We start from the raw sequence: 13404 nt of genomic DNA, 5'->3' as shown, positions 1-13404 counted from the left end.
CCAATGCAGGCTTCTATGTTAGGACGGAGCCTGCATTGTAGCCCTTAATCAAACAATCAGAGCATGGTGCGCCCGTCGACCCATTTCGCCCTCAACCGGAAACCAGCTCTACCAGACGAGGCCGCGGGCCGCGACGTCCTCGACGCGGGTCACCACACCGCCGCGATGGAAAACCATCGTATCGAACAGGTTTGATACCACGCAGGTGTGGTTCGGGATGATGAAGAGCCTCTCACCGATCTGTGGCCGCGGGCCAGTGCAGTTCGACAGATCGATCACGCCATGTTCTTCCGACAGGCTGGTGATGCGCGCCTGGGGATAACCGACGATCAGGCCGTAATCGCTGAAACCCTGAAGATCCGATGTCAGCGCCTTCGAACCGGCATCGATGACGGCCCGGTCGGCAGTCGGCCGTGAGACGACAGTCGTCAACACGTGCATGGCGCAATCGTCTTCGGTGCAATGGCCCATGCGCACCATCTGGCGGTCGTTGTAGATATAGGTGCCGGCGCGGTGTTCCGTGGCCGATGGGACAAGATGCGCCTCGAATAGGCTGGGCGTTCCGCCGTTGCTGACGATCGGACAGGTTATGCCGTCCGATTGCAGGCGCCGCAGCGTCTCGGCGATGAAGGCTTCGACGGCGGCGGCCGATTGCGGCTTCGGATAGGTTACGATGCCGCCGAAGACCAAGCCATCGGCAGCGGCGATGCGTTTGGCAAGCGAGGCCGCCTCCTCGGACGTCTGCACCCCGCAGCGGCCGCCGCCCGTGTCGCATTCCACAAGCACCGTCAGCGGTTTGTGGCCGGAAAAATGTGCCGCGAGCCCGTCGACCGTCACTTCGCTGTCGGCAACGACTTTGAGGGCCGGAATTTTCTCGTTCAGCTTGGCCAGGCGCTCGAGCTTCTGCTGTCCGAGAATATTGAAGGTGATCAGGATGTCGCCGAAACCGGCTTCGGCGAAGACCTCGGCTTCGGTGACCTTCTGGCAATTGATGCCCTTGGCGCCGGCGGCGACTTGCGCGACGGCGAGTGCCGGAATCTTGTGCGTCTTGATATGCGGGCGGAAGTTCAGCCCATGCTGATCCATATAGGATTGAACGCGGGCGATGTTGGCAGCCAGCCGGTCCTCGTCGATCACGGGTCGCGGCGTCGAGAGATCGGCGATCCGGTCACCGGCCTTGGCAACGACGGCAAACCGATTGTCATGCATTCAGGCGGCTCCGCGTTCTGTCCCGTGTGGATCGGCCACGATCGGCCAGATGGTCTTCGGCGCCCGCCGGTATGGTGTCGTCGCCGGATTATTGGGATAAGGCGTTCCGGCGGAGCAGTAAAGGATTTCCGCCGCAATCTTTGAGAATGACGCGAAGAAGTGGTTGGTGGATTTGATCACCAGGATCTTCTGCTCCGCGGGATCGATGCCCATCACCGAAAACAGGCTTGGATCGAAGCTCTGGGCGCGGGTCGAATTGAGAATGATGTCGATGCCGTTGAGGACGATATGGGCGGCATCGCCGAAGGGCGCCAGGCTCTCACCAAACTGCATCTCGGCATTCCTCACCAGCTTGACGACCCTGACGGTGCCGTCGACGGGATTGCCCGTGCCCGGTGCCGACTTGGCGCCGAAGCGCAGCGGAATTTCCGCCCCCTCGCCCGCTGCAAAACAAATCTGCACGGCCACCGGATCCCAGATGGTACCAATGGCGGCGCTCGTGACGCCGCGGGCCATGAGCTCCGCGAGAATGACAGTCGCATCTCCTGCCGTGCCACCGCCCGGATTGTCCCAGACGTCGGCGATGACGACGGGCCATGCGGTCGCGGCCATTGCGCGCGCGACGGCCTGCCTCTCGTCGATCTGCGGGACCATGAAGGTGCCGCGCTTGGAAAAGAGTTCAAGGCCGAGTTCGCGCGCCAGCGCCGCGCCTTTTTCCGGCTTGTTGTCGGTCACGACAAGCAGCTTCGTTCCCATTTCGGGGACGTCGCCGACCATGAAACCGTGGATCACCGAGATCGAGAGAATCTCGGGGTCGTCCTTTTCGATCTGCATGATCTTGTCGACGAAGGAGCGCATGGGTTCGCGCGAGGTTGGGAAGACATCGATCATGCGGCAATCAAAGACCGAGATGACAGGTTTGACCCGGCCTTCGAGCGTTTCCACCGCGATGCGCCAGAGGTCCTCGGCGCGATCGACGAAATCCGTATGCGGAAACTCCTTGAAATAGACCGCGAAATCGAGCGCTGCGACGCGTTTTGCGGTCAAATGGCTGTGCGGATCGAGTTCGGCTGAGATGAGCACGTCAGGCCCGACGATTTCGCGCATGCGATGGAGAAGATCGCCTTCCGTATCCTCATATCCGGACGCCACCATGGCGCCGTGCAGGCCCATGACGACGGCATCAACAGGCATTGCCGCCCTGAGCTGCCCGAGGATTTCGTCGCGCAGCTCCTCGTAGGTGGCCCGGTTGACGAGGCCGGCGGGGTCGGCCCACGTGGCGGTTCCCTCGATCAGGTCCCAGCCCTTTTCTTTGGCGACGCGCCTGCCGACGGTGATCGGCGCGGTACAGAGCGTCGGCGTTTCGGGATGCTGGCCGGGCGGGGCATAGAGTGAGGCCTCGAAGGCGCGGCGATCCACGCAGATCGGGGAGAAGGTGTTGGTCTCGGTCGCCAGTGCTGCCGTGAAAATGCGCAAGAAAGTGGCCTTCTTCTTATCGGCTCCGCTTCAACCCATCGGGTTCGGCAGGTAGCCGGTGAAACCTGAGATCTTCCAGCGTCCTTGGTGAAGCCGGCAGTAATAAAGCGTCTGCCATTGCAGGACATCGCGGGTGCCGTCCGCCTTGGTAATGCCGCCGTCGAATTTCTTGCGAACAAGCGCCATGTCGCCTTCGATCTCGATATCTTCGAGCGTCGTTGTGGTGAAGATCGCCGTGCGCGCATCTTCGGCGAAGCTCTGTTTGGCGAAATCCTCCGCCTGCCTCAGCCACTCGTCGCGGTAGGCTTTAAGCGTCGGGAAAGCGAGCCGCCATTTGTCGGGGTTTGTCTCCTTGCGGCCATCGATGCCGATGAAGCCATCTCCCACGAAGTCATGCTCCACCATCGACCAATCAGCGGCCAGAAAGGCATCGATATCGCGGGAAACGAGCATCTCCCAGATCGCGTGGCGGGCGCTATCGGATGGGAAAGGATTCTGGAATGGATCGCGCATGGCTGCCCCGGATTGAAATTCTTTTCATAAAAGGCGTTTTTCTCTGGTCAAATTCTGCTTTCTATGGTCACTTGTCAACTTATCAAGAAAATAATTTGCAAGGACTTGAGAATGCCTATCAAGCGCTATGGCACTGTTCAAACCGGCGCCGGCGGCAAGGCGCTGCCCTTCGCGCGCGCCGTCGAAGCTGACGGATGGCTCTATGTTTCCGGCCAGGTTGCGATGGAAGGCGGCGAGATCATCGATGGCAACATCATCGCCCAGACCCATAAGACGATCGCCAATGTTCTTGAGATCCTGGAGGAAGCCGGTTACGGCGTCGAGCATGTCGTGCGCGTCGGCGTCTGGCTCGACGATCCGCGCGACTTCTGGACCTTCAACAAGATCTATCAGGAGTATTTCGGCGAGCATCCGCCGGCGCGTGCCTGTGTGCAATCGTCGATGATGGTCGATTGCAAGGTTGAGATCGACTGCGTGGCCTATAAGAAGAAGGGTGATTAGCGGATACCATCGGGGGAGCGGGTTTGGATATCTTTTCGACATTGCAGGAAGACAAGGGCCGGCTCTCTCCCTCCGAAAGCCGCATCGCCGAGATCATCGTCAACGATTTCGAGTTTGCAGTGAACGCCTCGATCATCGAGCTCGCGGAGCGGGCCGAGGTGTCGCCGCCGACCGTCACGCGCTTTTGCCGGCGGCTGGGCTGCGAGAGCTTTTCCGATTTCAAGGTGCAGCTTGCCCGCACCGCTCATATCGGCGTGCGCTATCTGAAGCCGGAATCGAAAAGCACCGATCCCGCCGATGTCGCCCAGGATATCATCACCAAGGCCCAGAACGCCCTCTTTCTCCTGCATCGGTCGCTCGATCTGGCCGCTATCGAAGCCGCCGTTTCCCATATCGCCAAGGCGGACATGATCTACGCCTTCGGCTCGGGCGGCAATTCGTCGATGATCGCCGATGAGCTGCAGAACCGCCTCTTCCGTCTCGGCCTTCGCATCACGGCGAGTTCCGACCACAGCATGCAGCTGATGATGGCGGCCGCGGCGAAACCGGGCGACGTGCTGATCGGCTCGTCCTTCTCGGGGCGCAATATGGAGCTGGTGCGGGCCTTCGAGCTTGCCCGCGACACCAAGGTGAAAACGATCGCTTTGACCCAGACGGATAGCCCGGTTGCCAAGGCCGCCGAAATCGTCGTGCCGATCGATCTTCCCGAAGGCAACAATATCTACCGCCCGACCTCGACTCGTATCGCCTACCTCGCGATGGTCGATATCCTGTCGAGCCTCATTGCCTACGCCATTCAGCCGAAGGCGACGGTGACGCTGCGGCGTATCAAGCAGCAGCTTGTCCTTCACCGCGACGGCGACGACCGGCAATTGCTTGGAGACTGACGCATATGAACGGGAGCGACAATCAATGACCCAATCGATCGCCGTCGTGACCGGCGCTGCAGGCGATATCGGCGCGGCGATTGCCGCGCGGCTCGCCGATGACCATGATGTCGTACTGCTTGCCGATATCGATGCGGCTGCCGCTGCCGCCGCGGCTTCGAAACTCGGACCGGAGGAGCGTTTCGTCGCCGTCGGATGTGACGTGACCAGCGAGGCGAGCATTGCCGGATTGGCAGAACGTGCTGCCGGCAGCGGCGTCGTGCGAACCCTCGTCAACAATGCCGGGGCCGCCCGCGCCACCAGCCTGCACGATACAACGCCAGAGATCTGGCGGGCCGATAATGCGCTCAATCTCGAAGCGGCGTTTTTATGCTTCCGCGCCTTCGAGCCGATGTTGAAGGCCTCGAAGGGCTCCGTCGTCAACATCGCCTCGGTCAACGGCATGAACGTTTTCGGGCATCCGGCCTATAGCGCCGCCAAGGCGGGCCTATTGCATTTCACCCGGCTGGTCGCCGTGGAATACGGCAAGTTCGGCATTCGCTCCAATGCCGTCGCACCCGGCACGGTGAAGACGCAGGCCTGGGAAGCGCGCGCGAGGGCCAATCCGAACGTGTTCGAGGAGGCGCGCCGCTGGTATCCGCTGCAGCGCGTCGTCGATCCGAAGGATGTTGCCAATGCCGTGGCCTTCCTTGCCGGGCCGCTCGCCGCAGCGATCACGGGCATCTGCCTGCCGGTCGATTGCGGCCTTACGGCCGGCCAGGCCGAGCTGGCGAGAACCTTTTCCCAATCCGAACATTACTGACGGTCAGGGCTTTGTTTTTAGAGACGCGATAGCATGACATGACCTTCGGGACTGCCCGCCGCGGCTGCGCCTGCCGATTTCCCTGACGATTGATGATTTCATGAGCCGCCTCTTTCCAGACGTCTTCCGCAATCCGGCGATCCGCGCCAGCATGATCGCCATTTTCACCTTCGGCATGGCGGGAGCGATGACCGCGCCCTATCGTTCGATCGTCGGCATCCGCGAATTGGGCTTGAGCGACGGTCTCTATTCCTTCCTGGCCTTTGCTTCGGCGGCGGTGAATGTGGTCATCAGCGTTCTGCTCGGCAATCTCGCCGACGGGCTCGGCGAATACCGTTCAGCGATGATCGGCGCCTGCATCTTCGGCATTGCCGGCTACGGCATGGTCTATGCCTTTCCGAGCGCGCCCGTCTTCGTCTTCAGCGCGCTGCTGCCGCTCCCGATCTATGGGGCGCTGAATTCACTGCTGTTTGCCAATGCGCGCGCGGCGATGCAGGGCATGAGCCGGGACGACATGGTGACGGCCAACTCAGGCGTGCGCGCCATGATCTCGCTCTCCTGGGTGCTGATTCCCGGCATTACGGGCCTTCTGCTTTCGGGCGCATCGAGTATGCTGCCGGCCTATCTCTTTGCCGCCATCTCCTGTCTCTTATGCCAGAGCATCATCCTCTTCGCCCTGCCGAAGCGGGCGGCAACGGAGATCGCCACCATTGATCATCTTTCCTATCTCGGCGCCCTACGGCAGGTGATTTCACCGCGGATTTCGGCGCATATCATCGGGGTGGCGCTGATCACCAGTACGCTGCATCTGAACGACGCCCTGCTGCCGTTGATCGCCACCGGCGCGGCCCACGGCGCGCTCAGCGACGTCGGCATTCTGGTCGGGATCGTCGCCTTGCTCGAGATCGTCTTCATCATCGTCTGGTCGCGGATCGCGCGGGATGCGGGCCAGATGACCGCGCTTGCCGCCGGCACCATCGTCTATGCCGCATTCCTCGGCGTACTTGGTTTTGCCTCCCAGCCGTGGCATCTCTACGCGCTCACCTTGCTCGCTGGCATCGGCGCGGCGGCGATCATCAGCATCCCGATCACCTATCTGCAGGATCTCATCGCCGACCGGCCGGGGCTCGGCAGCGCACTGATCTCCGTCAACGTTTTTGCCAGCGCGGGCATCGGGGCGCTGGTCTTTGCCGCCGGCACCTATGTGACCGGTTATTCCGGGACCGCCATGCTGAGCGCCGTCACCGGATTGTCGGGGATCACGATCCTCGCCCTGCTGCAGAGACGAAATGCCGTTGCGCCTGCCGACGCCGAGCTTCGATAATCAGTCAAAGAATGTGGCTTTCATCGCCATCCGTCTTGTGACAAGGGTGGTGCTTCACTTGCTTCGAAAGCGACATGAAGGCGATCTCTGGCACCAATCTCGAGCAGGCCAAGTCTCACAACCGGCGCGTGGTGATCGAGGCTGTGCGCACCCACGGTCCGCTGTCGCGGGCCGCCATCGCCCGGATGACGGCGCTGACGCCTCAAACCGTCTCGAACATCGTCGAGGAACTGGAGAGCTCGCACCTTCTCGTTGCGGCCGAGGCGCAGAAGCTGGCGCGAGGCCAGCCGATCATTCCCTACACCATCAATCCGCACGGCGCCTATTCGATCGGCCTGGAGCTTGGCCGCCGGCGCGCAAGCGGTGTTCTGACGGACCTCTCGGGCGCCGTCTGCGCCCGCATCGAGCACCTGGTCGAACACCCCGATCCGCAAAGGGCCATGCCGGCGCTGCAAACAATCGTCGAGGATCTTCAAGAGGCTTTTGCATTCGACAGGAACAGGCTGCTTGGTATCGGCATCGCCCTGCCCGGCCGCTACGCCGATGGCGGCACCACATCTCTCAGCCCGCACAGCCTGCCGGGCTGGCAGGATTTTCCGGTCGGGCATGCACTGGAACAACGGGTCGGAGTGCCGGTTCTGGTCGAGAACGACGCGACGGCGGCGGCGATCGGTGAGCGCCTTCACGGTGTTGCCCGGGGCCTCGGCAGTTTCGTCTATCTGTTTCTGGCCGGCGGCGGCGGTATCGGCGCCGGAATGTTTCTCGACGGCCACCTCTACAAGGGCAGCCGCAACAATGCCGGCGAGATCGGCCATATTATCGTCGAGCCGCATGGCAGGCTCTGCAGCTGCGGCAAGCGCGGCTGCCTCGATCGCTACATCTCGCCCTCAGTCGCTTACGAATTCATGGGCATCGCCAATGCCGGCGAGCTTTCCCCCGACAATCTCGACGCGCTGATCGCCGAAGGCGGCGAAGGCGTTGATGCCTGGCTCGATCAGGCCATCGAGCCCCTGCGGCAGACACTCGATTTTCTGGAACTCGCCTTCGATCCGCAGACCATCGTGCTCGGCGGCAGCGTATCGACATCGCTGATGCGGCGGGTTGCCGAGCGGCTCGAGCCGCTGCACGATCCGATCGATCCCGACCGAAAGCGGACGATACCCCGCGTTATGATCGGCATGACCGGCAAGGATACGGCGATCCTCGGCGCTGCCGCCCTGCCAATTTTTTCGGAAACCAATCCGCGCTTCGACGTCCTGCAAAAGCCGGTCGGCTAACACCCTCACCCGCCTGCCGGCAGCCGCGCATCTGCTTGGCGCACGCGACGGGGCAGAGGTCGTGCAAATATGACGACATTCCCGAGAAGCGTCATCCCCAGGCCGATCAGGCCGAGACCGCTCCAGTGGTAGCCCTCGAAGACTGTCGACAATGACAGGGCGACGATCGGGAACAGGACGGTGGCATAGGCAGCGCGCGAGGAGCCGATGCGGGAGACCAGCATGAGATAGGTGGTGAAGCCGATCACCGATCCGATTGCCGCGAGATAAAGCAGGGCGGCAAGATAGCTGATGTCGGGCGGCGCCACGATCGGTGTTTGCGTCACGGCAATCAGCAAGAGGAGGACGATCGCGCCGTAGGTCATGCCCCAGCCATTGGCGGTCAGCGGTGAGATCCCGGCCGCGCTATTTCGGCGCGATGCCATGTTGCCGAGCGAGAAGAACAGCGTGCCCAGCGCTGCGAGCCCGATCCCTTTCAATGTGCCCATATCGAAATCGACGACCACCTCCTCTCCGAACAGCAAGAGAAGGCCGGTGGCTCCGAGCGCCGCTGCGAGAAGCGTGCGGCCTGTGATGTGGTCGCCGAAGAACAGGCGCGCATTAACGGCATTGTAGATCGTTGCCAGCGAGAAGATGACCGAGATCAGCCCTGAGGGAATGAAGCCGGCGGCGTTGTCGAAACAGATGAAATTGAGGCTGAAGAGGCAGACCGCTTGCGCCAGGATGAAAGGTTGATCGCGCAAGGCAGGGAGGTTGAGGCGCCGCATGAAAGCCAGGATGGCGACGAGGATCACTGCTGCGACGGCAAATCTGTAGAAGACCGAGACCAGGACCGGCACGGGACCGACCTGCATCGCAATGGCGATCCAGGTCGTCCCCCATATGAGGGCGGTCGCGATGAAGAGAGCGGCATTTGCCATGGAGTGATCCTCGTTTTCTCCATGAATAGGCGAACGGTGAGCCGGTCTCTTGCAGATTCTTGCTATTAAATTTCTCGCCCCGGAGTTCTCGCTCGCCACGTCGGCCGTCCACCGGTATTGTTCGCAAGACGTCACATGTGTGGGAAGAATTGGTGAAAGATAGCCGCCTCTCGGTTTTCAGGTTTTTGTCCGCATCGCCCTCGGCGCGGATGTCGCAGTCGATCGATCTTGGGTTCGGGCGATCGGCGGCCCTCTGGAGCAATGGCAGCGACAGGATGAGCTATGAACGGCCGGACGGACATACGTTCAGCCTTTATCTCAACGGGGGCGCCGGAACGCGCCGCCTGGATGGCAGCCCCGCCGCGCGAGGCCGGCCCGGCGCCTTGTGCGTCATGCCACAGGGGCACTCGTCCGAATGGGAAATCACCGATCCTTTCGACTTCGTTCATCTCTATGTTCCGGACGATCAGATGCGCCGGATGTTTGCCGAGACGTTCGACCGTGATTCCAGGCTTATGGCTGTCTCCGAAGTGACCTTCGCCGATGCACCCGTCTTGGCGCGCACGCTTCGGCAGCTGAGGCAAGCGATGTCAGCGGGTGAGCATCTGCTGGCTGAAGAAGCGATGACTGAGACGATCAACGATTTCTTCGTTGATCCGCGTTATGGAGGGACGCGCCCCTGCGCGATCAGCGGCGGGCTCGCTCCCCATATCAGGCGCCGCTGCCTGGATTATATCGAGGCTCATCTCGGTGAGACCATCCGCTTGCAGGATCTGGCGGCGATTGGGCAGCTCAGCGCCTTTCATTTTCAGCGGATGTTCCGGGCAAGCTACGGCGTGTCCCCGCATGGCTGGGTGGCCCATCGGCGCGTCGAGCGCGCGAAATCGATGTTGCGCGGCGCGGACCCGATCGCGCAGATCGCCTCGGCTTGCGGCTTCAGCAGCCAGAGCCACATGACCCGCGCATTTAAGGCCGGCACAGGCGTCACGCCCTCTGCCTACCGACCGCGACAGTGAAGCCGGGCGCTATGACTCCTGCAATCCATAGAGCAGCGGCATCAGCCCAGCGAGCGCCTTGAAGCGTTCCCATGACTTGGACGAGGGTTTCGTCCAGCCTGTTTCGGCAAGTGCCGAAAGGCGCGGGAAGACGAGACGATCGAAGACGGCGCGGTCCGTCATCGGTTCGGACCAGATGCAGGCCTGGATGCCGAGCAGCTGCTGTTTCTGGCTCGCTGTCCAGCCGCCGACCGGATCGAAATTGTAGAGCTTTTCCGCGTCCGAATTTCCTGCCCAGCTGGCGCCGGGCTCATCCCAGTCCGGCCTCAGCGCCATGTCGAGATAATAGACCTGGCCGGGGCAGACGACCATTTGATAGCCGCGTTCGGCGAGTTCGGCCGAAACCTCAACATTGCGCCAGCTGCAGAGATAGCTTTTCGACTTGTCGATGACGTCGCCGTGCGCGGCTTCCTCCCAGCCGCCGGTGATGCAGCCCTTGCTTGCCAGGAAGCGCTGGACGCGCTCGAGGAATTCTGCTTGCAGGATGGCGGCGCCCGAGCCGTGAATGTCGTCGGCGCCATGGGTGTTGGTGACGACGTTCAGCCGCTTGGCATGCGCATCGGCAACCTCGTCGCCGGCGATGGCGCGCAGCCGCTTGAGCGCTTCCGGCGAGCCGGACCATGCGCCCAGGGGAACTTCATCGGCGCCGAGGTGGATCGTCTTGAACGGGAAAAGCTCGATCAGTTCCGAGAGAATGGTCTCGACGATCTCATAGGTCTGCTCGCGCGCTGGATTGATGCAGTTGTCGGGAAAACCCTGAACCGAGTAATAGCTGCCCTTCTCGTCCGGATCGCGCAGCTCAGGTATCGCCTGCTGCATGGCATAACAATGTCCGGGCATATCGATCTCCGGCACGATTTCGATGCCGAAGTTCTTTGCGAGGGCGACGATCTCGCGGATGACAGGCTTTGTATAGTAGCCGCCCGTCCGGGCCGGGCTTGAACCCAGAAGCGGCGGCACGGCGAGACCGTGACCGCGCCAGGCGCCGATCTTTGTCAGGGCCGGGTAGGCATCGATCTCCACCCGCCAGGCTTCGTCATCGGAAAGGTGCCAGTGGAAGCGGTTGAGTTTGTTCCAGGCCAGCACCGCGATCAGCTTCTTGACTTCGGCTGCGCCGTAGAACTGGCGGGCGACATCGAGATGCAGGCCGCGCCAGCCCATCGACGGCTCGTCGATGATCTCGCCGGATGCCGGAAACTGGAAGGTCCCGGGATGCAGCCTGGCGCCGCGCCAGATCTGGCCGAGCGTGACGAGGCCGTAAAGGAAGCCGGTCCGGCTGCTTGCCTCGATCGTGATCGCCTCTTCTTCGAAGCTCAGCCGGTAGGCCTCCGGCCCGAAGGCGGCGGCGCCCTTCAGGCCGACACGAACCGCGCCTTCGGCCTCGGTGCGTACGATTCCCTCGACGGCGAAGAGATGCTCCACCAGTGCCGTGAAGCTTTTCGCCGCCGCCTCCCCTTCAGGGCTCTGCGCCCGCGGCGCAAAACCGGCCGGCAGCGGGCGGCGCGAGGCGACCGCCACATGGTTTGGCCAGGGAATGATCGACACCGCAACGGGCGCGTTGACGGGAACCGGATAGATCTCGGCACCGCGCTTCAGCGGTGCATTGCTGACGGAAGAGCGTGTCGGCTCGACAGCGAGCACGATGGTGTTGCCGTCGGACAGTACGAGATAGGCGCTCGTCGCGCCGTCCGTCCAGTGGCGGAACTGCCAGCTGAGCGCATAGACGGAGATCGTCCAGGTTTCGCCTGCGCCGAGCACGAAGTTGGCCGGCGGCTGGAATTCGGTGAAATTCGAAAGCCGTTGCGACACCGTTGCGCCTTCGACGCGTCCGGCGGGGTCGACGCGGCCCGGACCGCTGACGCAGAGGGAAAAATTCGAAAGCGGTTCGCTGCCGAGGTTCTTGAGGCGCAGGACATAGGAGAATTCCTTGCCCTCGGTAGGCGGGTTCCAAAGGGTTTCAAGCCGCAGGGCATTCGGTCGCGGTGTCGACATTGGTCACTCTTCCTTTGAGGAAAACGAGTTTTTTTGGACGTTCCTGCACGGCAGGGAATGGGAGCGGCGGTTGAAGTCAATCAAATTGATTTAATAGTGATAGCCAGTTTCCCGCCGGGCCGTCAATCGGCCACGCGGAATTTCTGCTGGCCGGCATCAGGACAAATTCTGCCGACGGCATCGCCGGGGTGTCGTAATTTGGGAAAAAATAATGGCTTCGCCGTTTGCGTTAACGATTAAGGTACCTTTAAGTACCATAATTGGCTCAACAGTGGCGAATTGACCACCCCGAAGAGGGATCGATAAGCATGAGGCTGCTCGCCACGGCCCGGATGTCCCCGGGATGCAACACATCCAACTTCCGAATCAGGCGACATTTCCATGACCAGCATCAATACCAACAATTCCGCGATGGCAGCCCTTCAGACGCTGCGCAGCGTCAATTCCAATCTCGAATCGACACAGAACCGTGTTTCCACCGGCTACCGGGTCGACACCGCATCCGACAACGCCGCCTATTGGTCGATCGCGACCACGATGCGGTCCGATAACAAGGCGCTGTCAGCCGTGTCCGACGCCCTCGGCCTCGGTGCGGCAAAGGTCGATACGGCTTACACGGCAATGGACAGCGCGATCGACGTCGTCGACGAGATCAAAGCCAAGCTCGTGGCCGCGACCGAAGACGGTGTCGACAAGTCCAAGGTCCAGGAAGAAATCAGCCAGCTGCAGGAGCAACTGATGAGCATCGCTCAGTCGGCTTCCTTCTCCGGCGAAAACTGGGTCGCCGGCGCTGATGGAACCGTGAGCGTCGTATCGTCCTTCGTCCGCGACGGCTCCGGCGCCGTTTCGGTGAAAATGACGGATTATGCTCTGGATACCGCCTCGATGGGCAACGTGCTGTTCGGCATGAGCGGCGGCTCGATCGAAACCTCCACCGGCATTCTCGGCACGTCGTCCGGCGCGACCGGCTCGGTCTACTCGATGGATATCACCAACTTCACACTCGGCCAGATCCAGTCGGCGCTGACAACCGTCGAATCGGCGCTCTCGGCGATGACGTCGGCAGGTGCACAGCTGGGTTCGATCTCGACCCGCATCGAACTCCAGGAAGACTTCGTCGGTGCACTCTCGGATTCGATCGACTCGGGTGTCGGCCGGCTGGTCGATGCCGATATGGAGGAGGAGTCGAGCAGGCTTTCTGCCCTGCAAACCCAGCAGCAGCTGGCGATCCAGTCGCTGTCGATCGCGAATTCGTCGTCCCAGAACATCCTGTCGCTCTTCCGCGGCTAATCCTGGCCGACGCAAAGGGAGCAGGGCGCATAGAACGTCCGGCCCAAATTCGCCGATCGAACACCGAGCCTGGCCTTCCCGGTCAGGCTCGGTCGCGTTTCGGGCATGAGCGACCAACGCCCGGCTGGTGACGATCTCCTCGCTCTGCCGGTTGACAT

General features: G+C 61.9%; 12 protein-coding genes. 7 read left to right on the top strand and 5 right to left on the bottom strand.

The annotated features are described in order from the left end of the window. Positions 1-108: 108 nt before the first annotated feature. Genes CO660_RS28140 through CO660_RS28130 form a run of 3 tightly spaced genes read right to left on the bottom strand, consistent with a single transcriptional unit; the run spans position 109 to position 3198 of the window. On the bottom strand, positions 109-1209 hold the full coding sequence (locus CO660_RS28140) for a D-TA family PLP-dependent enzyme (RefSeq protein WP_097601379.1): 1101 nt from the start codon (positions 1207-1209) through the stop codon (positions 109-111). Beyond that, entirely contained in the window at positions 1210-2685 is a 1476-nt protein-coding gene (locus CO660_RS28135; protein ID WP_097601378.1) for a M81 family metallopeptidase, read from the bottom strand. A gap of 30 nt (positions 2686-2715) precedes the next feature. Next, the gene (locus CO660_RS28130; RefSeq protein WP_097601377.1) at positions 2716-3198 is read right to left on the bottom strand and encodes a hypothetical protein; all 483 of its coding nucleotides are present in this window, start codon (positions 3196-3198) and stop codon (positions 2716-2718) included. Positions 3199-3309: 111 nt separating this feature from the next. Between CO660_RS28130 and CO660_RS28125 the strand changes: the two genes are divergently transcribed. From CO660_RS28125 to CO660_RS28105, 5 genes are all read left to right on the top strand, one after another. After that, positions 3310-3699, top strand: coding sequence for a RidA family protein (locus CO660_RS28125; RefSeq protein ID WP_097601376.1), 390 nt, complete (start codon positions 3310-3312; stop codon positions 3697-3699). Positions 3700-3722: 23 nt separating this feature from the next. Continuing rightward, on the top strand, positions 3723-4586 hold the full coding sequence (locus CO660_RS28120) for a MurR/RpiR family transcriptional regulator (RefSeq protein ID WP_097601375.1): 864 nt from the start codon (positions 3723-3725) through the stop codon (positions 4584-4586). A 25-nt stretch (positions 4587-4611) separates the two neighbouring features. Next, positions 4612-5388: an SDR family oxidoreductase gene (locus CO660_RS28115; protein WP_085781176.1), complete on the top strand. Its 777-nt coding sequence runs from the start codon at positions 4612-4614 to the stop codon at positions 5386-5388. Positions 5389-5488: 100 nt separating this feature from the next. Further along, positions 5489-6712 carry an MFS transporter gene (locus CO660_RS28110; RefSeq protein ID WP_097601374.1) on the top strand — a complete coding sequence of 408 codons (1224 nt, stop codon included), beginning with the start codon at positions 5489-5491 and terminating at the stop codon, positions 6710-6712. A gap of 74 nt (positions 6713-6786) precedes the next feature. Beyond that, complete coding sequence (locus CO660_RS28105) at positions 6787-7989, top strand: ROK family transcriptional regulator (RefSeq protein WP_097601373.1); 1203 nt, start codon at positions 6787-6789, stop codon at positions 7987-7989. Positions 7990-7994: 5 nt separating this feature from the next. Here the strand turns inward: CO660_RS28105 and CO660_RS28100 are convergent, their stop codons facing one another. After that, the gene (locus CO660_RS28100) at positions 7995-8909 is read right to left on the bottom strand and encodes a DMT family transporter (RefSeq protein WP_097601372.1); all 915 of its coding nucleotides are present in this window, start codon (positions 8907-8909) and stop codon (positions 7995-7997) included. Between the two features lie 275 nt (positions 8910-9184). Between CO660_RS28100 and CO660_RS28095 the strand changes: the two genes are divergently transcribed. Continuing rightward, positions 9185-9925: an AraC family transcriptional regulator gene (locus CO660_RS28095; protein WP_097601399.1), complete on the top strand. Its 741-nt coding sequence runs from the start codon at positions 9185-9187 to the stop codon at positions 9923-9925. 9 nt (positions 9926-9934) lie between these two features. Here the strand turns inward: CO660_RS28095 and CO660_RS28090 are convergent, their stop codons facing one another. Next, positions 9935-11956: a beta-N-acetylhexosaminidase gene (locus tag CO660_RS28090; RefSeq protein WP_097601371.1), complete on the bottom strand. Its 2022-nt coding sequence runs from the start codon at positions 11954-11956 to the stop codon at positions 9935-9937. Between the two features lie 381 nt (positions 11957-12337). On the opposite strand from CO660_RS28090, the gene CO660_RS28085 reads away from it, so the two are divergent. Further along, positions 12338-13246, top strand: a complete 909-nt coding sequence (locus CO660_RS28085; protein ID WP_097601370.1) for a flagellin — start codon at positions 12338-12340, stop codon at positions 13244-13246. The last annotated feature ends 158 nt before the right edge of the window (positions 13247-13404 follow it).

It is taken from the genome of Rhizobium sp. L9 (genome assembly GCF_002531885.1).
Lineage (GTDB): Bacteria > Pseudomonadota > Alphaproteobacteria > Rhizobiales > Rhizobiaceae > Rhizobium.
The sequence above is the reverse complement of the archived record's forward strand: the minus strand, read 5'-3'. Positions and strand labels throughout refer to the sequence as shown.

Excerpts from the sequence above, each read along its gene's own strand:
- CO660_RS28140 (WP_097601379.1), bottom strand. The coding sequence starts at position 1,209 with ATGCATGACAATCGGTTTGCCGTCGTTGCCAAGGCCGGTGACCGGATC.
- CO660_RS28130 (WP_097601377.1), bottom strand. The coding sequence starts at position 3,198 with ATGCGCGATCCATTCCAGAATCCTTTCCCATCCGATAGCGCCCGCCAC.
- CO660_RS28125 (WP_097601376.1), top strand. The coding sequence starts at position 3,310 with ATGCCTATCAAGCGCTATGGCACTGTTCAAACCGGCGCCGGCGGCAAG.
- CO660_RS28115 (WP_085781176.1), top strand. The coding sequence starts at position 4,612 with ATGACCCAATCGATCGCCGTCGTGACCGGCGCTGCAGGCGATATCGGC.
- CO660_RS28110 (WP_097601374.1), top strand. The coding sequence starts at position 5,489 with ATGAGCCGCCTCTTTCCAGACGTCTTCCGCAATCCGGCGATCCGCGCC.
- CO660_RS28105 (WP_097601373.1), top strand. The coding sequence starts at position 6,787 with ATGAAGGCGATCTCTGGCACCAATCTCGAGCAGGCCAAGTCTCACAAC.
- CO660_RS28100 (WP_097601372.1), bottom strand. The coding sequence starts at position 8,909 with ATGGCAAATGCCGCTCTCTTCATCGCGACCGCCCTCATATGGGGGACG.
- CO660_RS28095 (WP_097601399.1), top strand. The coding sequence starts at position 9,185 with ATGAGCTATGAACGGCCGGACGGACATACGTTCAGCCTTTATCTCAAC.
- CO660_RS28090 (WP_097601371.1), bottom strand. The coding sequence starts at position 11,956 with ATGTCGACACCGCGACCGAATGCCCTGCGGCTTGAAACCCTTTGGAAC.
- CO660_RS28085 (WP_097601370.1), top strand. The coding sequence starts at position 12,338 with ATGACCAGCATCAATACCAACAATTCCGCGATGGCAGCCCTTCAGACG.